Source organism: Ruegeria aquimaris (assembly GCF_025751555.1).
In the GTDB taxonomy this organism is placed as follows: domain Bacteria; phylum Pseudomonadota; class Alphaproteobacteria; order Rhodobacterales; family Rhodobacteraceae; genus Ruegeria_B; species Ruegeria_B aquimaris.
The window spans coordinates 377,035-400,910 of the sequence record NZ_JAOWLB010000001.1; the positions used below are offsets into that span (position 1 = coordinate 377,035).

The following is a 23,876-nucleotide window of genomic DNA, read 5'->3' on the forward strand; positions in this document are numbered from 1 at the left end:
AAGGGGCCAATTCACCTTCATTCCGCGGCAAGTACTCCGGGGTGAATTGGCCGCAGGCCAAGAGGGGCAGAGCCCCTCCCCCGTTACAGGATCGCCGGAAGGTCCAGCCCATGTTCGCGGGCACAGTCGCGCGCGATGTCATAGCCCGCATCCGCATGCCGCATGACGCCGGTCGCAGGGTCGTTCCACAACACGTTACCGATGCGGCGGTCGGCGTCCTCGGTCCCGTCGCAGCAGATCACCATGCCGGAATGCTGGGAAAAGCCCATCCCGACGCCGCCCCCGTGATGCAGCGACACCCAGGTCGCGCCTGACGCGGTGTTCAACAGCGCGTTCAGCAGCGGCCAGTCGCTGACCGCGTCCGAGCCGTCCATCATTGCCTCGGTCTCGCGGTTCGGGCTGGCGACCGAGCCGCTGTCCAGATGGTCACGGCCGATCACGATGGGGGCTTTCAGCTCGCCGTTGCGCACCATCTCGTTAAAGGCAAGCCCCGCCCGGTGCCGGTCGCCGAGACCAATCCAGCAGATCCGCGCGGGCAATCCCTGGAACGCGATCCGTTCCTGCGCCATGTCAAGCCAGCGATGCAGATGCTCGTTCTCGGGGAAGAGTTCCTTCATCTTGGCATCGGTTTTCAGGATATCCTCGGGGTCGCCCGACAGGGCGCACCAGCGGAACGGGCCGATGCCCTTGCAGAACAGCGGGCGGATATAGGCGGGCACAAAACCCGGAAAGGCAAAGGCATTCTCGAACCCTTCGTCGAGCGCCACCTGGCGGATATTGTTGCCATAATCCAGCGTCGGCACGCCCGCGTTCCAGAAATTCACCATCGCCTCGACATGGGTGCGCATGCTGGCGCGTGCGGCGGCCTCGACCCGTTTCGGGTCGCTTTCTCGGGCGGCGCGCCATTCCGCCATGCTCCAGCCCTGCGGCAGATAGCCGTTCAGCGGGTCATGGGCGCTGGTCTGGTCGGTGACGATGTCAGGGCGCATGCCGCCTGCCATCATCCGGGCATATATTTCGGGGAAGATATCGGCGGCATTGCCCAACAGGCCCACCGATTTCGCCTCGCCCGCCTTGGTCCAGCGGTCGATCATGGCGAGCGCCTCGTCCAGCGTCTCGGCCTTTTCGTCGAGGTATTTGGTGCGCAGGCGGAAGTCGATCGAATCCGGGTTGCATTCGACCGCCAGACAGCAGGCCCCGGCGAAAACCGCGGCCAGCGGCTGCGCCCCGCCCATGCCGCCCAGGCCACCGGTCAGGATCCATTTGCCGGTCAGGTCACCATTGTAATGCTGGCGCCCGGCCTCGGCAAAGGTCTCGTAAGTGCCCTGCACAATGCCTTGGGTTCCAATATAAATCCACGATCCGGCGGTCATCTGGCCATACATGGCCAGGCCTTTCTTGTCCAACTCGTTGAAATGGTCCCAGGTCGCCCAATGCGGCACCAGGTTCGAGTTGGCGATCAGCACACGAGGTGCGTCCTTGTGGGTGCGAAAGATGCCCACCGGCTTGCCCGACTGCACCAGCAGGGTCTGGTCCTCGTCCAGCTCGCGCAGGCTGGCGACGATGCGGTCGAAATCGTCCCAGGTACGGGCGGCACGGCCAATGCCGCCATACACCACCAGTTCATGCGGGTTTTCGGCCACGTCGGGATGCAGGTTGTTCATCAGCATCCGCAGCGGCGCCTCGGTCAGCCAGCTTTTGGCCGTGATCTCGGTGCCGGTGGCGGGATAGATGTCGCGGGTGTTCTTGCGGGGATCGGTCATGCCGGCCTCCATTCTGTGAGCAGGGTCAGGATCTGGGAAAGGTGGGTGCGCAGGCGGTCTGCGCGATCGGGCAGATAGGTCCAGGGCGCGGCCTCGGTCATATAGGTGGATTGCGCCAGCTCCATCTGAATGGCGTGTTGCCCCTCGGCCGGACGGCCATAGTGGCGGGTGGTCCAGCCGCCCTTGAAGCGGCCGTTGAGGATATGGGTGTAACCCTCTGCACTAGAGCAGATTTCCAGAACGCCGCCTTCGATCTCCGCAGCGCAGGTTGTGCCCTCATTCGTACCGATGTTGAAGTCGGGCAAGGTGTCCTCGAACAGGAACGGGATACGGCTGCGGATCGAGTGGCAGTCGTAGAGCACCGCAAATCCGTGAATCGCGCGCGCCCGCTCCATCTCGGTCGCCAGCGCCGCATGGTAGGGCGCGTGCCAGGTGTCGCGGCGGTGGGCGATCTCGGCGGCGTCGGGTTCCTGTCCCGCGCGCCAGATCGGGTGTCCATCGAAATCGGTCAGCGGGCAAAGCGTGGTGGTGTTCTGCCCAGGATAGAGGCTGACCCCCTCAGGGTCGCGGTTCACGTCGATCACATAGCGATGCACGGTGGTGCGCACCATCGTTGCCGGGACCAACCCCGTGTAGAGGTCGTGAATGTGCCAATCGGTATCGGCCAGCGCGCGGCCGGTCTCGTTCAGCCGTCCGGCAATGCCGTCGGGCAGATCGGTGCCGGTATGCGGCAGGCCCAGCACCAGCGGGCTGTCGGCGCGGCTAACCTCGATCATGCCGCCACCTCCATCCCGGCCACGCGGGCGATATCGCCGTCCCGCACCATGGCGGCGGCGGCCTCGATATCGGGGGCAAGGTAGCGGTCCTCGGCCAGCGTCGGCACATGGGCGCGCAGATGGGCGATCACTGCCTGCAACCGCTCCGACGTGACCAGCGGCGCGCGCGCTTCGATCCCCTGCGCAGCGCACAGCAGCTCCACCCCCAGGATCACCGACAGGTTGTCGGTCATCCGCCGCAGCCGCAGCGCACCATGGGCGGCCATGCTGACGTGATCCTCCTGGTTGGCTGAGGTCGGGGTCGAATCGGTCACGCAAGGATTGGCCAGGTGCTTGTTCTCGCTCATCAGCGCAGCCGTCGTCACCTCGGCGATCATGAAGCCCGAGTTCAGGCCCGGATCGGGCGTCAGGAATGGCGGCAGGTCATGGCTCAGCGTCGGGTCGACCATCAGCGCCACCCGGCGCTGCGCAATGGCGCCGATCTCGGCCACGGCCAAAGCGATCTGGTCGGCGGCAAAGCCCACGTATTCGGCGTGGAAATTGCCGCCCGAGACGATCTCGCCCCGCTCGACCAGAACCAGCGGGTTATCGGTGACGGCATTGGCCTCGATCTCCAGCGTGCGCGCCGCCATGCGCAGCACGTCCAGCGCCGCGCCCACGACCTGCGGCTGGCAGCGGATGCAATAGGGATCCTGCACGCGGGTGTCGCCCTCGCGATGGCTTTCGCGGATTTCCGAACCTTTCATCAGCTTGCGCATCCCGCGCGCCACGTCGATCTGGCCCGCATGACCACGGAGCGAATGGATCTCAGGCACCAAAGGCGCGGTCGAGCCCATGATTGCATCGGTCGACAGCGCGGCGATGACCATCGACGCCTCAGCCATGCGCCAGGCGTCGAACAGGCCCGCCAGCGCGTTGGCGGTGGAAAACTGGGTGCCGTTGATCAGGCCCAATCCCTCTTTCGGGCCCAGCACGACCGGGGTCAGCCCGGCCTCGGCCAGCGCCTTGTCCGCAGGCATGCGGCGGCCCTGGAACATCGCCTCTCCGGCACCGATCATCGCCGCCGTCATATGCGCCAGCGGCGCCAGATCGCCCGAGGCCCCGACCGAGCCCTGTTCCGGCACCACCGGGATCACGCCGCGCTCCAGCATCGCCTCGATCAGCTCGATCACCTGCCAGCGCACGCCCGAGGCGCCCCGGCCCAGCGACAGCAGCTTCAGCACCATCATCAGACGGGTGCGCGCTTCGGAAAGCGGCTGGCCGACGCCGCAGCAATGGCTGAGGATCAGGTTGCGTTGCAGGGTGGCGGTATCCTTGGCCGCGATCTTGGTCGAGGCGAGCTTTCCGAAACCGGTGTTGATGCCATAGACGGCCGCCTCTCCCGCAGCGGCCTTGGCCACCATGGCGGCGGCGGCATCGACGCCCGCGCGCGCAGACGGATCCAGCCGGACGGGCGCGCCGGTACGATAGATGGTGCGGAGCGTGGCCAGGTCGGTGGACCCGGGGCTAAGCGAGATCATTCAGAGCTCTCCGATAAGTCGTTCGTTCAGGGGGTTGAAGCCGATGCGATAGGCCAGTTCGGCCGGGGTCTCGACATCCCAGATGGCAAGATCGGCGCGCAGGCCCGGCGCGATCCTGCCCCGGTCGTCCAGGCCCAGCGCCTGGGCGGCGTGACAGGTCACGCCCGCCAGCGCCTCGGCCGGGGACATGCGGAACAGGGTGCAGCCCATGTTCATGGTCAAGAGCAGCGAGGTCAGCGGCGACGAGCCGGGATTGCAATCGGTCGCCAGCGCCATCGGCAGGCCATGGGCACGGAACTGCGCGATGGGCGGCTGTTGCGTTTCCCGGATCGTGTAAAAGGCACCGGGCAGGATCACCGCGACCGAGCCGCTTGCAGCCAGCGCTTGGGCGTCCTCTTCGGTGGCGTATTCCACGTGATCGACCGACAGCGCGCCATAGCGCGCGGCCAGCTGCGTGCCGCCCAGATGGCTCAGCTGTTCGGCATGCAGCTTGACCGGCAGGCCCAGTTCGGCAGCCACCCGGAACACGCGCTCGATCTGCGCCGGCGAAAAGGCGATGCCCTCACAGAACCCGTCCACCGCATCGACCAGCCCCTCGGCATGAGCCGCGCGGAGGGCGGGAATGCAGACCTCGTCGATATAGGCGTCATCGCGGCCCTTGTATTCGGGCGGTGTCGCATGGGCGCCCAGAAAGGTGGTGCGCACCGTCACCCGGCGCTGCTGGCCCAACGCGCGGGCCGCGCGCAGCATGGCCAGTTCGGTTTCCTGATCCAGCCCGTAACCCGACTTGATCTCGACGGTCCCTGCCCCTTCGGCAATCAGCGTATCCAGACGCGGCAGCGCCCCGGTCATCAGCGCTTCGGCGCTGGCCGCGCGGGTGGCGCGCACGGTCGAAACGATACCGCCCCCGGCGCGCGCGACCTCTTCATAAGTGGCACCGTTCAGCCGCATCTCGAACTCGGCGGCACGGTTACCGCCGAACACCAGATGGGTGTGGCAGTCGATCAGCGCCGGTGTCACCAGCCGCCCGCCGAGGTCACGCCGAGGCAGATCGGCAGGCAGAGCAGCCCCCTGCTCCAGGACCTCGGCGATTCGTCCTCCGCGCACCGCCAGCGCCCCGCGCCGCAGACCGTAACCCGCTGATCCTTCGGTCATTGTCGCCAAATGGGCGTTGCTCAGTAGATAATCCATCCTGTCGCCCATCCGCGTCACATCTCCTCTTGCTGGCGGGTAACGTATGTGAGTAATACTATTATGTCTAGACATTAGAGGAGCACATGCAGAGGATTTTCGCGCGCCGCGCCCGCACCGCCGAAGGCTGGCAAACAGATGTCGCCGTCACCGTCGAAGACGGCCGGATCACTGCTGTCACAGAGGGGCAAAGCCCGCTGTCCGGCGACGTCCAGGTCGACACGTTGTTGCCCGCCCTGGGCAACCTGCATTCCCACACATTCCAACGGGCGATGGCCGGCATGACCGAGCATCGCGCCGCCGGACAGGACAGTTTCTGGACCTGGCGCAGCCTGATGTACCGTTTTGTCGATCAACTGACGCCCGAGGATTACGAGGCGATCGCGGCGCTCACCTTCATGGAGATGATGGAGGCAGGATATGCCTCGGTCGGCGAGTTCCACTATGTCCACCACACATCGGGCGGCACCCCATATGGGCGCCTGACCGAGCTGAGCGACCGGGTCTTTGCCGCCGCCGCCGGAACCGGCATCGGGCTCACCCATCTGCCGGTGCTCTACAGCTGCGGCGGCGCGGGCGAACAGCCGCTGGCCGGTGGCCAGCTCCGCTTTGGCAACGATATCGAACGGTTTGCCACCCTTGTCACCCAGGCTCGGGCGCACGCCGCCCGCGCCCTGCCCTCCGATGCCCGCGTCGGCGTCGCGCCGCACTCGCTGCGCGCGATCCGCCCGGCTGATCTGGACGAGGCCGTCGCACTGGCCGAGGGCAATCCGATCCATATCCATATCGCCGAACAGCCCCGCGAGGTCGAAGAGATCACCGCCTGGCTCAGCGCGCGCCCGGTCGACTGGCTGCTTGCCCATGCCGAGGTCGACGCGCAATGGTGCCTGATTCACGCCACCCATATGACCGAGACCGAAACCGTGGCAATGGCGCGGTCCGGCGCGGTCGCTGGCCTCTGCCCGATCACCGAGGCGAACCTGGGCGACGGCCCGTTCAACGGGCCGCTCTACCTGCAAAACGGCGGCGCCTTTGGGGTCGGATCGGATTCCAACGTCCGCATCGCTCTGGGCGAAGAGCTGCGCATGCTCGAATATTCACAGCGCCTGCATCACTTGCAACGCAATGTGATGATCGCCGGAGAAGGCTCGGTCGGCGCTGCGCTCTACCTGCGCGCGGCCTCTGGCGGGGCGCGGGCACTGGGCCGGAACTCAGGCCGAATCGTGCCCGGCGCGCTGGCGGATCTGGTCGCCATCGACACCAGTTGCCCGGCGCTATGCCCGCTTGACGGCGACGCGGTGCTGGACGGGCTCTGTTTTTCGGCACCCGACAGGATCGTCACCGACCTGTGGTCGGCCGGACGGCACCGGGTCAGGTCCGGCAGACATGTTGAGCACGATCTGATCGTTCGGACCTATCAGACCCGGCTTCGGGCACTTCTGACGCGCATTTGACACTGATTAGCGTCAAATGCGCTTTACTCTCGGATCAAAATCTGGGCAATAACCAACGACGTTTTTACCAGCGGAAGGCCGTTGCTGTTGAAAAAACAGATGCGCACCAGTTTTCACGCGGTCCGGGACGAAGTCAAACGCCGGATCGAAGCCCGCATCTGGCCTCAGGGTGCGTTGCTGCCGACCGAGGCCGAGCTGGCCGAGGAATTCGGCTGTGCCCGTGCTACGGTCAATCGCGCCCTGCGCGAGTTGGCCGATCAGGGTTTTGTCGAACGCCGCCGCAAAAGCGGCACCCGCGTCAAGACAGCGCCGGTCAAGCAGGCCCGGTTCGAGATCGCCGTGGTGCGCCGCATCGTCGAGGAACAGAATGCCGAGTACCGCTATGCCCTGGTCGAGCGCAACCTGGCCGAGGCACCGGCCTGGCTCGCCTCGCAGTTGGGCCTGGAAAGCGGCACGCGGGTGCTGCACCTGATGTGCATGCACTACGCCAACAACCGCCCCTTCCAGTTCGAGGAGCGCTGGGTCAACCTGCGCGCGGTGCCGGCCATTGAACAGGCAGACCTGACAAAGATCGGCCCCAATGAATGGCTGCTGAACGCCATTCCCTTTACGGACGCCGAGATCGCCTTTTCCGCCGTGGCCGCCGACAACCGGCTGGCCGATTTCCTGGCCACAACGCCGGGCACCCCGGTCATGCTGCTGGAACGGACCACCTGGCTCAAGGGCCAGCCGGTGACCTTTGTCCGGATGACCCACCATCCGGGCTACCGGGTGCGCTCGGAATACTGAGCCCGCACAATTCTCGCGTCAGGCCTCGGCCCGACAAGGTTTGAATTTCTCCAAGCTTTGAACGAGAATACCCGCAGGTATTTGCCCACCTGCGCAATGGAGAGAAGTTTTGAAAAGACGCCTTTCCACCATCATGGCCGCCGATGTTGTCGGCTACTCGGCCCGGATGCAACGTGACGAGACAGAGACCATCGAGCGGATGGCACGGCTGACATCGCTTCTCCGGGATAGTGCCGACAAGCACAACGGGCGTATCTTCAACCGTGCCGGAGACGGCTTCTTCCTGGAGTTCTCAAGTCCCGTGGCCGCGGTGCGATGCGCCTACGGCATCCAGTTGCATCTGGCACAACCCGCGTCGCGCCAGGATATCGGGCTTGACCTGAGGATCGGGATGCATCTGGCGGATGTGATCGTGCAAGGCGAGGATCTTTTCGGCGACGGTGTCAACATCGCCAGCCGGATCGAAGGCGAGGCCGAGCCCGGCGCCGTCGTGATCAGCGGCGCGGTGTTCGAATACGCAAAGCGGGGCGCGCAACTCAGGTTCGAGAAACTTGGCGAAAGAACACTCAAGAATATCGAACACCCGGTCACGCTCTATTCGGTGATCGGTGAGCTTGGCATGCAGAGCCTGGGCACGGCGGTGATCGAAGAACCCCGGCTGCCAGAACCGGCAGGGGGAGAGCGTCAGGCCAATTCAATTGCCGTCGTTCCCTTCAGGAATCTCAGCAGCGACCCCGATCAGGAATATTTCGCCGAGGGTCTGACGGACGACCTGATCACCGAGTTGGCGCGCTTTCCGGATGTGACGGTCATCTCGCGAAACGCCAGTTTCGGCCTGAAGGGCATCGACGCCCGGGCTCCTGACATCGGGCGCAGCCTTGCCGCACGATTCTGCCTCGAAGGTGGGGTTCGCAGGCTGGGATCTCGCATCCGGATCAGTGCCCACCTGACCGACACTGTAACAAACGAACAGGTCTGGGCGGAACGTGCCGATTGCAGCATGGAAGAGCTGTTCGATGTTCAGGACGATCTGGTGGCCAAGATCGTCTCCCGCGTGGCCGGTCAGATCGAGCGACAGGCCGAAGCACGGGCGCGCCGCAAACGTCCCATGGATCTGGAAGCATATGAATGCCTTATCCGTGGATTGTCCTATTATCGTCTCGGCGGCGTCACCTTGGAAAACACGCAACAGGCGCTGCGCTGGTTCGACGAGGCGCTCAAGCGCGACCCCGAGTTCGGTCGGGCGCATGCCTGGCGCGCCTGCGCGCTGGCCACGGTTGCCGAATGGACCGGCGAAGACGTCTGGGACGAGTTGGTGCGCGCCGGCAAGCGTGCGATCGAACTGGACGAAACCGATGCCGAAAGCCATCGCATCGCCGGGTCGCTCGCCTTCTACCAATCGGATTTCGAGCTTGCCAGATACCATTTCGACCGCGCGCTGGACCTCAACCCCAGCCACGCCTACGTGGTCGGGCGTACGGGTGAGCTGTACAACTTCTTGGGCGACGGGAAGGCGGCGTTGACCTATCTGGACCGGGCCAAGATGCTCGATCCGTTTCTGCCGGAATATTGCCGCGAACTGGAAGCCGTGGCCCACTACGTTCTCGGCGATTTCGAGACATGTTTCCGCGTAGTGGGAGAGTTCGCGCGCCTGACCCGGCGCGCAGCTGCCTATCGATCCGCCGCGGCGACGCAGTTGAACCAGCCCGACCTGGTCAAGAAATCCGCACACGATCTTCTGATGCTCGATCCGCAGTTCGACCCCGAGCTGTTCGTCCAGACGGAATACTACAAGGACCGCGATTTCGCGCATCTGCTGCGGGACCGGATTCGCGACGCGCTGTCCGCGGTTGCGGTCCCGATGGCAAGCTAGGGATCAGCCGATCGGCCCCGGAAGGCGCTCCTCGCTCAGCAGCACGTTGGCCTCGACCTCGCCCGCGCCGGGCAGGGTCATGATGCGCCGCCGCAGCACCCGTTCGAAATCGCTCAGATCCCGCGCCACCACGCGCAGGCGATAGTCGTAGAGGCCCAGCACATGCTCGACCGTCTGCACCTCGGGGATGGCGCTGACGGCGCGTTCGAAATCCTCAAGGCTGACGCGCCCCTTGCGCGCCAGCTTGACCCCCAGGAACACGGTCACGCCAAATCCAAGCGCCTCGGCGTTCAGGCGCAGGCGGCGGCCCTTGATCACCCCCGCCTCCTCCAGCCGTCGGACGCGCCGCCAGGTGGCAGGCTGCGACAGGCCGAACCGGCGACCCAGCGCCCCCGCGCTCTGGCTGGCGTCCTGGATAAGCGCGCGCAGCAGCTTGCGGTCGATCTCGTCCAACTCGGTCATACCGGCAGCACCTCGTCGCGCTTGACCCGCGCGATATGCATCAGCGCCTCGATATCGGCTATATGCGGCAGGGTCAGGATGCGGTCGCGATAAAGCTGCTGGTAATGGGCCATGTCGCGGGCAATCACCGACAGGCGCACATCGACCCGGCCCAGAAAGGTTTGAATCTCGATCACCTCGGGCACCTTGCGGGCGGCCGCGATGAAATCGTCAAAGGCGCGCGGCTGCGTCTTGTCGAGCGTGACGCGCAAACTGACCTCGACCGCAAAGCCCAACGCCGCCCAGTCGATCACCGCCTCTTGGCCCCGGATGATGCCCGCAGCCTGCATCTTCTCGATCCGCCGCCAGCAGACGCCCGAGCTGATCCGGCAGCGCTCGGCCAGTTCGGCGGCGCTGAGGCTGGGGTCGGCCTGATAATGGCGCAGGATGCGACGGTCGGTATCGTCAAGCATGAATTTTTCAGATTTCTCTTATGTGACGAATTATCTTTCACCAATCTATGAAAATCTCAACCCCGATCCTCTCGCAACCCACCGCGACACCCGCTAGAAACGCGGCAATCGAAACAGAAAGGACCGGCATCATGCGCGTCTATTACGATCGTGACTGCGACATCAACCTGATCAAGGACAAGAAAGTGGCCATTCTGGGCTACGGCTCCCAGGGCCATGCCCATGCGCTGAACCTGCGCGACTCGGGCGCCAAGAACCTGGTCGTCGCCCTGCGCGAAGGTTCGGCCTCGGCCAAGAAAGCCGAAGGCGAAGGGCTCAAGGTCATGGGCATCGCCGAAGCGGCTGCCTGGTGCGACGTGATCATGTTCACCATGCCGGACGAATTGCAGGCCGAGACCTACAAGAAATACGTGCATGACAACATCCGTCCCGGCGCGGCCATCGCATTTGCCCACGGCCTGAACGTGCATTTCGGCCTGATCGAGCCGAAAGAAGGCGTCGACGTCATCATGATGGCGCCCAAGGGCCCCGGCCACACCGTGCGCGGCGAATACACCAAGGGCGGCGGCGTGCCCTGCCTGGTGGCGGTTCACACCGACGCCACCGGCAAGGCGCTGGAAATCGGCCTCAGCTACTGCTCGGCCATCGGCGGCGGCCGCTCGGGCATCATCGAGACCAACTTCCGCGAGGAATGCGAAACCGACCTGTTCGGCGAGCAGGCGGTTCTGTGCGGTGGCCTGGTCGAACTGATCCGCATGGGTTTCGAGACCCTGGTCGAGGCCGGTTATGCCCCCGAGATGGCCTATTTCGAGTGCCTGCACGAAGTGAAGCTGATCGTCGACCTGATCTACGAGGGCGGCATCGCCAACATGAACTACTCGATCTCGAACACCGCCGAATATGGCGAGTATGTCTCGGGTCCGCGGGTTCTGCCCTACGAGCGCACCAAGGCCGAGATGAAAGCGATCCTGAAGGACATCCAGACCGGCAAGTTCGTGCGTGACTTCATGCAGGAAAACGCCGTCGGCCAGCCCTTCTTCAAGGGCACCCGCCGCCTGAACGACGAACACCAGATCGAGCAGGTGGGCGAGAAACTGCGCGCCATGATGCCCTGGATCTCGGCCGGCAAGATGGTCGACAAGTCCAAGAACTGATCACCGGAGATCCGGAGATACAAGAGGCGCGCCGCTGGTGCGCCTCTTTGCATTTGTGCACCCGGCCTGTGCAATCGGGACCCATTGAGTGGCTAATATGCACACACATATTGCCGCCATGACCCAAAATATCACTGTCACCAGAGAGAGACTGCCGACCGAAATGCAGGCTCTCCTTCGGGATTACCCGCGCGACACATGGCCGGGGCACCCGAACTTCGCCGCGTCGATCGAAAACTGGATGGGCGCTCACATCATGTTTCGCGACCTGTCGCGGCTCGTCCGCCATGACATGGAACGCTTGCTGGACAAGGAGTTGGACGAAGATGTTCACGCAGAACGCCTGGGCCGCTTCGGCAATCTGCTGATCGGCAACCTGCATGGCCATCATACGTGGGAAGACCGAAAGTTCTTTCCTGAACTTCGGGCCGCAGACCGTCGCTTTGCCGAGGGGCTGGACGTGCTGGAATCCGACCATGTCTTGCTGGACGCCCAGCTGGAAAGGTTAAAAACAGCCTCCAACCGGCTGATCCAGCTGCAATACCTGGACCCGGCCCAGACCAATGGCGAGGCCCCCGAAGTGCTGGCCGCCGCCACCGCGATCGAGCAGCTGCTCGACCGGCATCTGGCCGACGAAGAGGATCTGGCGGTGCCGATCCTGCTGCACCACAAGCTGCGGGGTTAATCTTCGACCCAAACCGAACCGTCGCCCATTGACCCCGGCACCGCGCCGGGGTCATCTGGCGCGGCCTGAACGAAAGCGCACAAGTGACCCAGACCCCAGACATTACCGGCAAGAGCTGGGCCATGATCGCCACGCTCGGCTTTGTCTGGGGCGGCACCTTTCTGGTCCAGGCGATGGCGCTGGAAACAGCGCCGCCCTTCTGGGTTGCCGCCGGGCGCATCGGCTTTGCCGCCCTGCTCACCGCCCTGGTCTGGCGGGTGCGCGGCGGGCGGATGTTCACCACCGAGGACACCGACTGGCCGACGCTGACCCTGGTGGCGGGCCTCTCCGCCGCCGCGCCCTTCATGCTGATCGCCTGGGGTCAGCAATACGTGACCTCCTCCTTTACCGGCGTGTCGATGGCGGCGGTGGCGCTGATCGTGCTGCCTCTGGCGCATTTCCTGCTGCCGGGCGAGCGGATGACATGGCGCAAGACCCTGGGCTTTGGCATCGGCTTTGCCGGGATCGTGCTGCTCATCGGCCCCGGCGCCTTCGCCAGCAGCGGCGCGGGGATGGAGCCTCTGGGGCGGCTCGCCTGCCTGTCGGCGGCGGGTTGCTATGCCACCAGCTCGGTGCTGATGCGGCGGCTGCCGCCGCTCGACCCGGTGGGCCTCTCGGCGGCGACGCTGCTGATCGGCTCGGCGGTGGTGATCCCGCTGGCATTGCTGAACCATGGCCTGCCGCCAAACCCCGGGGGCAAGGGGCTGATGCTGATCGCGCTCCTTGGCCTGGTGCCGACAGCGGCGGCGAACCTGCTCCGGATCATCGTCGCCCGCACCGCCGGTCCGGTCTTCATGAGCCTGACCAACTACCAGGTGCCGATCTGGTCGGTACTTCTGGGCGCGCTGGTGCTGGGCGAGCCGCTGCCACCCACCCTGCTCTGGGCGCTCCTGATGATCCTGACCGGCGTCGCGCTCAGCCAATATGGCGCGCTGCGTCGGCTGTTCAGCGGCCGTTGAACCGACCCTCGCTTCATTTCGCCAAAAATACTCCGGGGGAGTCGCGCATCCGCGCGACGGGGGCAGCGCCCCCTAGGCCGGCGCGGATACCGCGTCGGCCACCGCCTCGACCACGCTGTCAACGGTCCGGGTCAGCAGCGCCTCATCCTCGCATTCGGCCATCACCCGGATCAGCGGTTCCGTCCCCGACTTGCGGATCAGCAACCGGCCCGACCCGTTGAGCGCGGCTTCCGCCTCGGCAATCGCCTGCTGCACCGGCGCCATCTCCAGCGGCGCCTGCCCGGCGGCATAGCGCACATTCTTCAACAGTTGGGGTACCGGGGTGAACTGCCGCGCCAGCGCGCTGGCAGGTTGGCCCGAGCGCACCATCTCGGCCAGAAAATGCAGCCCCGCCATCAGCCCGTCACCGGTGGTGGCAAAATCGCTCATCACGATATGACCCGATTGCTCGCCGCCCAGGTTGAAGCCGCCCTCGCGCATCCGCTCGACCACATAACGGTCGCCTACGGCGGTGCGCTCCAGCCCGATTCCCTGCCCGGCCAGGAACCGTTCCAGCCCCAGGTTCGACATCACTGTCGCCACCAGCGCGCCGCCTTTCAGCTGCCCCTCGGCCGCCCAGCGCGCCGCCAGCAGCGCCATCAACTGGTCGCCATCGGCGGGGGTGCCGGTCTCGTCGATCACGATCACCCGGTCCGCATCGCCATCCAGCGCGATACCGACATGGGCGCCATGCGCCACCACCTGTTCTGCCGCCGTCTGCGGATGGGTCGAGCCGCAGCCCCGGTTGATATTCAGCCCGTCGGGCGCAATGCCCACAGGGATCACATCGGCGCCCAGTTCCCACAGGATCTCGGGTGCGGCGCGGTGGGCCGCGCCATTGGCGCAATCAACCACCACCTTGAGCCCATCGAGCCGCAGATCGCGCGGCAGCGAGGATTTCACCCGCTCGCCATAGCGGAACCGGGCGTCATCCACCCGCTTGGCGCGGCCGATATTCTGCGCCTGCGCCGGGCGCACGCCCTCTTCGATCAACGCCTCGATCTCGATCTCGGCCTGGTCGGACAGCTTGAACCCGTCCGGGCCAAAGAACTTGATGCCGTTGTCCTCGGCCGGGTTATGGCTGGCCGAGATCATCACCCCCAGATCGGCCCGCATCGAGCGGGTCATCAGCCCAACGGCGGGCGTCGGCACCGGGCCCAGCAGCAGCACATTCATGCCGGTCGAGGTCAGCCCGGCGGTCAGCGCGCTTTCCAGCATATAACCCGACAGGCGGGTGTCCTTGCCGATCACCACCCGGTGCACACCGCTGGCGTCGCGGCGGAAATAGCGGCCCACGGCGGCCCCGATCCTCAGCGCCATCTCGGCGGTCATCGGGTGGGTATTGGCGGTGCCCCGCACCCCGTCGGTTCCGAAAAGCTTGCGCATCGCCGCCTCGCTGTCGTTCTGATCCTGTAAAGAGCAGCTTTAGCGGACCGCAGCCCACAGACGCAAGGCCTGCGCGGTTTCGGCCACGTCATGCACCCGCAAAATCTGGACGCCCTGCGCAAGCCCCGACAACCCAACGGAAATCGAACCCGGCGCGCGCGCCTCGGCCAGCGGTTCCTTGCCGATGGTGCCGATGAACCGCTTGCGCGAGACCCCCAGCAGGATCGGACAGCCGATACCGTGGAACAGCGACAGGTTCCGCAAGAGCGTCAGGTTATGCGCCTGCGTCTTGCCGAACCCGATGCCGGGGTCGATCACGATCTGACCGCGCGACAGACCCGCCGCCACCAGCCGGTCCACCTGCGTCGACAGGAAATCGTAAACATCCAGCAGCACATTGTCGTAATGCGGGTCCTGCTGCATCGTCGCCGGATCACCCTGCGCATGCATGATGCAGACCGGCGTGCTGGTCTCGGCGCAGAGCGGCGCCAGCCCGGCGTCAAAGGTAAACCCGGACACATCGTTGACCAGGCTCGCACCGGCGGCCAGCGCTGCCTCGGCCACCGCCGCCTTGCGGGTGTCGATGGAAATCGCGGTGCCGGTCTCGGCCCGGATCGCCTCGATCACCGGCTCGATACGGCGGATTTCCTCGTCGACCGGCACTTCGGTGGCACCGGGACGGGTGGACTCGCCGCCGATATCCAGCAGCGAGACGTCCTGCGCCGCCATCGCCAGTGCCGCCTGCACGGCATCGGTGACGGCATAGTGCCGCCCGCCATCCGAAAAACTGTCGGGCGTGACGTTCAGGATCCCCATCAGATGCGGGCGGGACATCTCCAGCCCGGCAATGGCGTCGCGCGCACCCGTCAGCCGGTCCAGCACCCCAGCGGGAACATCCCCGGCCGGGACCACCTCGGATGTCCCGTCGCGGCACAGGCGTTCGGCATGGGTGAACCACAACGTGCCACCACCCAGCGGCACCGCGCCCCTGGGCCGTGCCGTTCCCTGCTGCACCAGCGGTCGGAAATAGTCGCTCACAGCTCGGCCTGTTCCACCGGCACCGCGCGCAAAGGCACTCCCGGATCGCCCGGCAATTCCGCCCCGATCACCAGCATCTCGCCCGCCTCGAAGGTCGCCGCGAACCAGGCCGCCAGCGCCACCGCGTCCGAGGGCTTGGCCGAAGGGCCATCCACCGCGTCCAGCACGATCTTGGACGGCGCCCAGACGCAGATCTGGCCGTTCTTCATCGCCCAGTCCAGCTCGGTCCGCGTCGACACCACCTTGCAGCGCAGATCGCGCGCCGCCAGCCGCCAGGCATTCTGTTCGATGGCAAGCAGGTCGATCCGCCGCTGGGTCATCGCGTGACCGGTGCGTGGCACCGCCAGACCCGAGGCACCGACACAGATGATCAGCGGACGGTCGCGATGCTCCAGCTGGTCGATCCAGCCCTTGAGATGGCCCGAGTCAATCGCCGCGTTCGACAGGTAGACCAGGCGCGGATGCGGGCGCAGGTCTTGGGTCTGATCCACATGCAGCTTGTCGCGGCCGCGCACGATCTCGACCCCCAGCGCGCCGGGGCCACGATCCAGCTTCTCGATACGGACAAACACCCGCACCGCCTGCGGCTCGTGCAGGATCAGTTCCGCCACCCGCTCCGCCAGGGTTTCGAGCAGGTTCAGCCGCTCTTCCGCCAGGGCGCGGGCAATCGCCTCGGTCACCCGGTCATAAGACAGGATCCGGTCCACGTCGTCGTCGATCGGGCCGGTCAGCGGCATCACCTCGACCACCACGTTGAAACAGATGCGCTGGGTGGTGCCGCGTTCGGCCTGAAAGGCGCCAATCTCGACCGCGACCACATGGTCGCGCAGCGAGATACGGTCCAGCGGGCCGCGGGTCGCCGTCGCCTCGGACCGCTCCGAGGGGTGGGCAAAGGCGAGGCGGATTTCGGAAACCATCGAGCGGGCCTTTCGGGTTCGTGGGTCACGTCCAGCCTAAATAGGCGCGAACCCCGCCTATAGCAGGGTGACAAACGCCATACCAGTCGCCGAATGCGGCATCAGGCGACGCGGAACCAGCTTGTCATGCCCGACATGGCATGACCCAGCATGTGACAATGCAACAGCCACTTGCCCGGGTTATCCGCCACCAGCGCGATCTGCCGGGTTTCACCGGGCGGCACCAGCACCGTATCGCGCCAGGGGCCGGGCGTGCCATTGGCCCCGATCAGGCGGAAATGATGACCATGCAGATGCATGCCGTGGTCGAAATTGGTCTCGTTGACAAAGGCGATCCTGTGCAGGCTGCCGCGCGCGGCATCCAGAAACGGCGCCTCGGGCCGGTCGGCCCGCCCGTTGAGCGCCCAGAACTTGCCCAGTTGCGCAAGCTCCCGCCCGCCCATCTCGGTGTCACCCAGCATCGCGCTGTCGAGCCAGCGCATCGCCCCGCCCTGAAGCCGCATCTCGTGCAGCGGCGCCGCCGCAAGATCGCCAATCTCGGGCAGCGGATTGGGCGGCAGCGCTTCGGGCGCGGTCCGGCGCGCCTGTGCCGCCTGCCCGGTCACGTCGAACCGGCACAGACCATAGCCGCCATCGCGCTCGATACTCAGCAGGCTGGCCGCGGCGCCGCTCTCGGCAGTGACGTCCACAAACAGGTCCGCCCGCTGTGCCGGGGCCAGCGGAAAGGCACCGCTGACCACCAGCGGTGACTCCAACGGCATCCCGTCCAGCGCCACGATCCAGCCCTCCAGCCCGTCAAGCCCGACCTCAAGCACCCGCGCATTGGCGGCATTGACCAGCCGCAGGCGCAACCGCTCGCCGTTCTTCACCTCGAAAGCAGGGTCAAAGCGACCATTCACCGTCAGCAGGTTGCCAAACCGCCCGGCATGGCTCAGGTCATGGCCGTTGTCGAAGTTCCCATCAAGCGCGGCGGTTTCCGGGTCAAGCCGCCAGTCATCCAGCATCAGCACGATATCCCGGTCGATATCGGGGGCCTTCGGCTCGTCCACGATCAGCGGCCCATACAGGCCGCGCGCCACCTGCTCCATCGAGCGGTTATGCGAATGGTACCAATAGGTACCGGCATCCGGCAACTCGAAATCATAGTCGAAACTGCCGCCCTGCGGCACCGCCTCCTGCGTCAGGCCGGGCACGCCGTCCATCGTGTTGTCGATGCGGATGCCGTGCCAGTGCACCGCCGTCGGCTGCGGCAGGCGGTTGACCAGTCGGCGGGACACCCTGCCGCCCTGCGGCACCCGGATCTCGGTGCCGGGGGTGCCGCCGCCATAGCTCCAGATCGCGGTCTCGGGATATCCCCCGGGCGCGATCTGTTGGCGGCTCTCGGCCGCGACCAGCTCGGGCATGGCGGCAAAGGCGCGGCGCGGCAACAATGCCAGTGCTGCGCCAGTTGTCAGAATCTGTCTACGGGTAAGTTTCATCGCGGGCCTCCGTGACCCGCAATATAGACGTGGTTTGCGCCTCTGCCAGCAGGCTTTCGGCAGGCATGCGCCAACCTGTTCGCGTGGTCACCCGATCAGTTGCTGGCGGTGCGCTGACCCGGGCTGTAAAACAGGTGAACGCCGATCTTGGCGGTCTGGGTGAACCGCCGCGCCCAGCTGGGTTTTACTGCGGTTGTGTGGTAATAGGTGGCGCCGCCCGTCAACTCCTCGGCCACCCCGTCCAGCGCCAGCCGGGCAACCTTGGCAACCCTTTCATAAGCGGCCTTCTCGGCAATGACGTCCTTGCGCCCGTCGCAGGTATAGGTGAACTGGCATTGGTACTTGCGGCCCGTCCCCTGCTTGATCACGCCACAGGGGGTATCGGGAAACCGCTCGCTCTGAACCCGGTTCAGGATCACTTCGGCTACCGCGAACTGACCCTTTACGGTCTCGCCGCGCGCCTCGAAATACAGCGCCTCGGCCAGACACGCCCATTGCTCGCCGCCCTGCGCCTTGGGCTGTTCGTCGATCCAGGTACGCGAGAACGACACCTCGACCGGGCCCGCGTCGGGTTGTGGCCGGAAGGCGTTCAGATAGTCGCGAAACCGCTTGCCTTTCGGCGCGGAAACGGCGGCCTTTTCGGCTTCCGGGCGCTCTGGCCCACGGTCTGCCATGGAAATATTCGGCACCGCGACCGCAGCCGACAGCAAGGCTGTCAGTAGAAATCGTTTCATATCCAAAACCCCACACAAGGCATCCGCGCCGGTTCCTCCCCATGTCGGCGCAGGGGTGCCAATACCTCAGAGTTTCGCAAAGGTCCAGTTTTAGCGAAATTGCAAGGGTGTAACGACTGAAAACACAGAGATTTTTACACCGCAGAGTCTGTACATCACCACAACATGCAGTGATCTTACCCCTCACTCATACCAAGTTTATCCGATATGGCCAATTGTGCCGCAGCCAGGCGCGCGACCGGTACACGGAAGGGGGAACAGGACACATAGTCAAAACCGGCAGCCCTGCAAAAGGCGATTGATTCGGGGTTGCCGCCATGTTCGCCACAGACTGAAACGGTTACTTCAGGCTTGGACTTGCGGCCCCGTTCCACCCCGAGTTTCAGCAATTCGCCCACGCCATCCTGGTCCAGCACATGGAACGGATCTTCGGTGAATACCCCTTGCCGGACATAGACCGACATGAACCGCCCCGCATCGTCGCGTGACAGGCCATAGGTCATCTGCGTCAGGTCATTGGTGCCGAAACTCAGGAACGAGGCGCAATGCGCGATCTCGTCGGCCCGCAGACAGGCACGCGGCGTCTCGACCATCACGCCCAGGCGATAGTCGAATTCCTGCCCCCGCTCCGAGGCGACGGCCGCCGCCACCGCGTCGATGCGCGCCTTGACCAGTTCCACCTCGCGCTTGGCCGAAACCAGCGGAATCATCACCTCGGGCACCACCGGTTTACCCTTGCGGCTGGCCTCCAGCGTCGCCTCGAAAATGGCGCGCGCCTGCATGTCGTAGATCTCGGGCACGGTCACGCCCAGACGTACGCCGCGCAGGCCCAGCATGGGGTTATACTCGGTCATCGCCTCGACCCGGCGGGTCACATCGCTGACCGGAATGTCCAGCGCCTCGGCCAGCTCACGCTGACCGGCGCGCGTGGTCGGCAGGAACTCGTGCAGTGGCGGGTCGAACAGGCGGATACAGACCGGCTTGCCCTCCATGATGCGGAAAAGCTGCACAAAATCGTCCCGCTGCATCGGCAGCAGCCGTTCCAGCACGGCCTTGCGCCCCGAGGGCGTGGCAGCAAAGATCATCTCGCGCATCACCGTCAACCGGCCGGGATCAAAGAACATATGCTCGGTCCGGCACAGCCCGATCCCCTGCGCGTCAAAATTGCGCGCCGTCTGCGCATCCGCCGGCGTGTCGGCATTGGCGCGGATGCCGATATCGCGCTCGGCATCGGCCCAGGCCATAAGCGTCTGGAAACTGTCGTCCAGCGCCGCCTCCATCATCGCAGGCTCGCCCGCCAGAACCTGCCCGGTGCTGCCGTCGATGGTCAGGATGTCACCGGTGCGGAACACCCGCCCGTCGGGCGCCTTGATCATCCGCACCTTGGTCTGGAACTCCATCTCGGAGGCGCCAACGATGCAGGGCAGGCCCAGACCCCGCCCGATCACCGCCGCGTGGCTGGTCATGCCGCCCCGTTCGGTCAACACCGCCACGGCGGCATGCATGCCGCGCACATCCTCGGGCGCGGTCTCGCGCCGCACCAGCACACAAGGCTCGCCGCGCGCCGCGCTGGCCTGCGCCTCGGCCGCGGTGAACACGATCTTGCCCGTGGCCGCCCCCGGGCTGGCGGCGATGCCGGTGGTCAGCACATCCCGCTTGGCCTGCGGATGCACCTGCCGGTGCAGCAACTCGTTCACAGAATGCGGGTCGATCCGCATCACCGCCTCTTGCGGCGGGATGATGCCGTCTTCGGCCAGCCGCACCGCGATGCGCAGCGCCGCACGCGCGCTGCGCGGCACCCGCACCCCGTCGAGAATATGCACATGGCCATTCTCGATCACAAATTCGACCTGCATCTCCTCGCGCAGCTTCTCGCGCATCAGCGCCGCATGCTGCTTGAGCGCCGCAAAGGCCTCGGGCGCCACATCTTCCAGCGCGACGCCGCGCGGATCCTTTTCCAGATAAAGCGCCTCGGCCCCTGCCCCCAGCGCGTCGCGCCCCTGGCTCTGGCTCAGGTACCGGCCGGTGATCTGTGGAAGCCCGGTGGCCGGTTCCACCAGTTGCAGCACGCCCGATCCGCATTCGCCCTGGCCGAGACCCGGGATCATCTCCTGCACCACGAGACCCAGGCCCGCATCGGCCGGAGCGCCCTTGGCCTGACGCAGCAGGCGGGCCGAGGTGCCCTCCCACGCCCGCGCCATCGAGCGCAGCACCGCGGCCAGTTGTTCGCCCGGATCCTGCGGGAAGTTCTCGTCGGTCTCGTCCTCATAGGCGCGCAAGCTCTGGCGCAGCCCCTCGCGGCCGTCGGCCTCGATCTCGTCGAACACATCCGGGTCGAGCCGGGCCACGTGAATGGCAAAGGTCTGCACGAAGCGCAGGTAGAGCGCCGCCGCCGCCTCGGCCCCCATCTTGTCGCTGAGTTCGACAAAACGCGCATCGTTCATGCCGATGTTCAGCACCGCCCCCGGTCCGCCCCAGTCGGGATCCTCGGAACTGGGCCGCACGCACAAAAGCGCGGTCGGCTCGAACTGGCTGACGATGGCGCCGATATCGGGCAGCTGTCCCTGCGCAATGTCATGCACCGCCGAAAACGACAGCGCCACCGTGCGCGGCACCGGCAGGTCGAGCCGCACCAGCCGTTGCAGGCATTTCGCGCGCCCGCCATGGGTTGCCGTTGCCACCGGCGCGGTGGCGGTGATCAGCGTGGTGTTGGGATTATTCTGCACTGCGGCACCTTTTGGTTTGGGTGCAGAATAAGGGCGTTTGGGGCTGGCGCAAGCGCGTTCTGGCCGCATGCCGCGCCAGTGGCGACCGGGGAATTGAGTATTTGTGTCCAGAAAGAAGCAGCAGGGGGTGCCCGGCCCGGCGCCCGCCTGCCAAGATCAGGGATCCCCCGGGGCTCCGCCCGTTCGGCGTTGATATCGGTCCACCGGACCGATATCCGGGCGCACCTCACCCCTCGATGCGGGTCAAATCGGCGGTGCTGGAACAGACCTTGCGGATCTGGCTGAGCAGGTTCAGGCGGTTGCGGCGCACCACCTGATTGTCGGAATTGACCTGCACCTGATCAAAGAAGGCATCGACCGGCGCGCGCAGGGCGGCCATGGCCGTCATCGCAGCGGCAAAATCCTCTGCCTTGAGCGCGACATCGATGGTGGCCTCGGCCTGCTCCAGCGCGACAAACAGCGCCTTTTCGCTGTCGGCCTCGGCGAATTTGATATCGGCGCCAAAGGAGTATTCGACCCCGTCCTTTTCCTCGGCCTGGGTCAGGATGTTGTTGGCGCGCTTGAAGCCCTGCACCAGGTTCTCGCCATCCTCGGTCGCGATCACGGCGTTGAGCGCGCGGGCACGTTTGACCAGCAGGTTGAGGTCGTCATTGCCCTCCATCGCGATACAGGCGTCGATCACGTCGTGGCGGATGCCCTCATCACGCAGGAAGACCTTGAGCCGGTCGTGGATGAAGGAAAGCAGATCGGCGGAAAGATCCGGCACATCCCCGGCCAGCGCCTCCAATGCACCAGGATCGCCCAGCTTCCCCTTGATGGTCTCAAAGGCGGCGCCGAACACGCCATGGTCGGCGATCTCGTCGAGCAGGTCTGACAGCGCGGCCGCGCCATTGCTGGCATGGTACTTGTGCCGCACCAGCTGCGCGTCGATGGGCCGATCGAGCCGCAGGCGCAGGTCGTTTGTCAACACCAGCCTTATCACCCCCAGCGCCGCGCGGCGCAGCGCGAAGGGGTCTTTCGAACCGGTGGGCTTCTCGTCGATGGCCCAGAAGCCGGTCAGCGTATCCAGCTTGTCGGCCAGCGCCACGGTGACAGAAAGAGGCGCGGTGGGCACGTCATCCGAGGGACCAAGCGGCGCGTAATGCTCTTGCGCCACGGCGGCGATGGTGGCGTCATGGCCCGCGGCCTCGATGTAATAGCGGCCCATTAACCCCTGAAGTTCGGGGAATTCGAAGACCATCTCGGAACTCAGGTCGGCCTTGGCAAGGGTCGCGGCCTGTTCGGCCTGTGTGGCATCCGCGCCGACAATCGGGGCCAGATCGCGCGCCAGCGCGGCGATGCGGCGGATGCGGTCGCCCTGCGACCCGAGCTTGTTGTGGAAGGTCACGTTTTCCAGCGCGTCCGTCCAGTCGGACATGCCCGCCCGCGCCACGCGCAGATCGTTGTCCCAGAAGAACTTGGCATCGGCCAGACGCGCCGACAGCACCTTTTGATTGCCCGCCAGGATGGTGGCGCCGTTATCAGCAGTCTCACGGTTGGCAACGGTGACAAACCGTTCGATCCGGCCGGTTTTTGGATTGCGGACCGAGAAGAACTTCTGATGCTCGCGCATCGAGGTTTGCAGCACCTCCGCCGGCAGGTCCAGGAACTCCGCCCCGATCTGCCCCATCAGCACGACGGGCCATTCGACCAGGCCCGCGACCTCGGCCAACAGCCCCTTGTCCTCGACCAGTTCCAGCCCGGCGGCAAAGGCCAGGTTCTGAGCGTCGTTCCAGATATGCTCGGCCCGCTCGGCCGGGCCCAGCACCACAAAGGCGCGCTTGAGCTTGGCCTGATAGTCCTCGAACGAGGTGACGGAGAACCGCGCGGGCGCCATGAAACGGTGACCGGCGGTGCTGTCGCCCGCCGTGATCCCGTCGATATCGAGCGGCACCACCTCGGCCCCGGCCTCGGTCGTCAGGATGCACAGGATCGACTGCAACGGCCGCACCCAGCGCAAGGACCCCGCGCCCCAGCGCATCGACTTGGGCCAGGGAAAGTTGCGAATGGTGTCTTCCAGCACCTCGGCCACGATCGCCGCCGCCGGGCGGCCCGGCTTTTCGACGGTGGCAAAGTAAATCGCGCCCTTGGGCGTTTCCCGCTCTTCCAGCTGGTCGCGGGTGATCCCGGCGCCGCGCAGGAAACCCTCGACCGCCTGCTCGGGCGCGCCGACCTTGGGACCCTTGCGTTCTTCACGCAGGGTCGGGCTTGCATCCAGCAGCCCCTCAACCGCCAATGTCAGACGGCGCGGCGTCGTCAGCGCTGCGGCATGGGCATAGGTCAGGCCCGCCTCGACCAGACCGTCGGTGATCCGCTTTTTCAGGTCCTCACCGGCACGCGCCTGCATGCGGGCGGGGATTTCCTCGGAAAACAGTTCGATCAGCAGGTCGGGCATGGTCGGT

Annotated in this window: 19 protein-coding genes; 6 read left to right on the forward strand and 13 right to left on the reverse strand. The window is 65.6% G+C overall.

All coding sequences use genetic code 11. The features are described 5' to 3' along the window. Positions 1-83: 83 nt before the first annotated feature. From hutU to hutI, 4 genes are read right to left on the reverse strand one after another with little or no spacing between them, the layout of a single operon-like run. Positions 84-1,763, reverse strand: coding sequence for a urocanate hydratase (hutU, locus tag OE747_RS01905; protein ID WP_263826911.1), 1,680 nt, complete (start codon positions 1,761-1,763; stop codon positions 84-86). Then, complete coding sequence (gene hutG, locus OE747_RS01910) at positions 1,760-2,539, reverse strand: N-formylglutamate deformylase (protein WP_263826912.1); 780 nt, start codon at positions 2,537-2,539, stop codon at positions 1,760-1,762. Before hutG ends, hutU begins: the two co-directional genes overlap by 4 nt. Beyond that, positions 2,536-4,059: a histidine ammonia-lyase gene (gene hutH, locus OE747_RS01915; RefSeq protein WP_263826913.1), complete on the reverse strand. Its 1,524-nt coding sequence runs from the start codon at positions 4,057-4,059 to the stop codon at positions 2,536-2,538. The genes hutG and hutH overlap by 4 nt, the downstream gene beginning before the upstream one ends. Then, positions 4,060-5,262 carry an imidazolonepropionase gene (gene hutI, locus OE747_RS01920; RefSeq protein WP_263826914.1) on the reverse strand — a complete coding sequence of 401 codons (1,203 nt, stop codon included), beginning with the start codon at positions 5,260-5,262 and terminating at the stop codon, positions 4,060-4,062. Between the two features lie 74 nt (positions 5,263-5,336). On the opposite strand from hutI, the gene OE747_RS01925 reads away from it, so the two are divergent. The 3 genes from OE747_RS01925 (at position 5,337) to OE747_RS01935 (ending at position 9,366) form a co-directional block, all read left to right on the forward strand. Continuing rightward, on the forward strand, positions 5,337-6,704 hold the full coding sequence (locus OE747_RS01925; protein WP_263826915.1) for a formimidoylglutamate deiminase: 1,368 nt from the start codon (positions 5,337-5,339) through the stop codon (positions 6,702-6,704). A gap of 99 nt (positions 6,705-6,803) precedes the next feature. Further along, a complete protein-coding gene (locus tag OE747_RS01930) occupies positions 6,804-7,493 on the forward strand; it encodes a GntR family transcriptional regulator (protein ID WP_263826916.1) in 690 nt (229 codons plus the stop codon). A gap of 109 nt (positions 7,494-7,602) precedes the next feature. Further along, positions 7,603-9,366, forward strand: a complete 1,764-nt coding sequence (locus OE747_RS01935; protein WP_263826917.1) for an adenylate/guanylate cyclase domain-containing protein — start codon at positions 7,603-7,605, stop codon at positions 9,364-9,366. Positions 9,367-9,369: 3 nt separating this feature from the next. On the opposite strand, the gene OE747_RS01940 is transcribed toward OE747_RS01935, so the two are convergent. Then, positions 9,370-9,828 carry an Lrp/AsnC family transcriptional regulator gene (locus OE747_RS01940; protein ID WP_263826918.1) on the reverse strand — a complete coding sequence of 153 codons (459 nt, stop codon included), beginning with the start codon at positions 9,826-9,828 and terminating at the stop codon, positions 9,370-9,372. Next, a complete protein-coding gene (locus OE747_RS01945; protein WP_263826919.1) occupies positions 9,825-10,280 on the reverse strand; it encodes an Lrp/AsnC family transcriptional regulator in 456 nt (151 codons plus the stop codon). The genes OE747_RS01940 and OE747_RS01945 overlap by 4 nt, the downstream gene beginning before the upstream one ends. 131 nt (positions 10,281-10,411) lie before the next feature. On the opposite strand from OE747_RS01945, the gene ilvC reads away from it, so the two are divergent. From ilvC to OE747_RS01960, 3 genes are all read left to right on the forward strand, one after another. After that, positions 10,412-11,434 carry a ketol-acid reductoisomerase gene (gene ilvC, locus OE747_RS01950; RefSeq protein ID WP_263826920.1) on the forward strand — a complete coding sequence of 341 codons (1,023 nt, stop codon included), beginning with the start codon at positions 10,412-10,414 and terminating at the stop codon, positions 11,432-11,434. A gap of 163 nt (positions 11,435-11,597) precedes the next feature. Continuing rightward, positions 11,598-12,119, forward strand: a complete 522-nt coding sequence (locus OE747_RS01955) for a hemerythrin domain-containing protein (RefSeq protein ID WP_263826921.1) — start codon at positions 11,598-11,600, stop codon at positions 12,117-12,119. Positions 12,120-12,202: 83 nt separating this feature from the next. Then, positions 12,203-13,117: a DMT family transporter gene (locus OE747_RS01960; protein WP_263826922.1), complete on the forward strand. Its 915-nt coding sequence runs from the start codon at positions 12,203-12,205 to the stop codon at positions 13,115-13,117. A gap of 72 nt (positions 13,118-13,189) precedes the next feature. Here OE747_RS01960 and glmM read toward each other — a convergent pair whose 3' ends face one another. From glmM to glyS, 7 genes are all read right to left on the reverse strand, one after another. Next, positions 13,190-14,542, reverse strand: a complete 1,353-nt coding sequence (gene glmM / locus OE747_RS01965; protein ID WP_263826923.1) for a phosphoglucosamine mutase — start codon at positions 14,540-14,542, stop codon at positions 13,190-13,192. Between the two features lie 39 nt (positions 14,543-14,581). Further along, entirely contained in the window at positions 14,582-15,580 is a 999-nt protein-coding gene (folP, locus tag OE747_RS01970) for a dihydropteroate synthase (RefSeq protein WP_263826924.1), read from the reverse strand. Further along, the gene (locus OE747_RS01975; protein ID WP_263826925.1) at positions 15,577-16,497 is read right to left on the reverse strand and encodes a dihydroneopterin aldolase; all 921 of its coding nucleotides are present in this window, start codon (positions 16,495-16,497) and stop codon (positions 15,577-15,579) included. The genes folP and OE747_RS01975 overlap by 4 nt, the downstream gene beginning before the upstream one ends. Positions 16,498-16,598: 101 nt before the next feature. Beyond that, positions 16,599-17,975, reverse strand: coding sequence for a multicopper oxidase family protein (locus OE747_RS01980; protein WP_263826926.1), 1,377 nt, complete (start codon positions 17,973-17,975; stop codon positions 16,599-16,601). 95 nt (positions 17,976-18,070) lie between these two features. Further along, on the reverse strand, positions 18,071-18,709 hold the full coding sequence (locus tag OE747_RS01985; protein WP_263826927.1) for a cell wall hydrolase: 639 nt from the start codon (positions 18,707-18,709) through the stop codon (positions 18,071-18,073). 176 nt (positions 18,710-18,885) lie between these two features. Beyond that, positions 18,886-21,504: a pyruvate, phosphate dikinase gene (gene ppdK, locus OE747_RS01990; RefSeq protein WP_263826928.1), complete on the reverse strand. Its 2,619-nt coding sequence runs from the start codon at positions 21,502-21,504 to the stop codon at positions 18,886-18,888. A 157-nt stretch (positions 21,505-21,661) separates the two neighbouring features. Continuing rightward, positions 21,662-23,869 (reverse strand): glycine--tRNA ligase subunit beta, encoded by a 2,208-nt coding sequence (gene glyS / locus OE747_RS01995; protein ID WP_263826929.1) that lies wholly within the window; start codon positions 23,867-23,869, stop codon positions 21,662-21,664. Positions 23,870-23,876 lie beyond the last annotated feature (7 nt).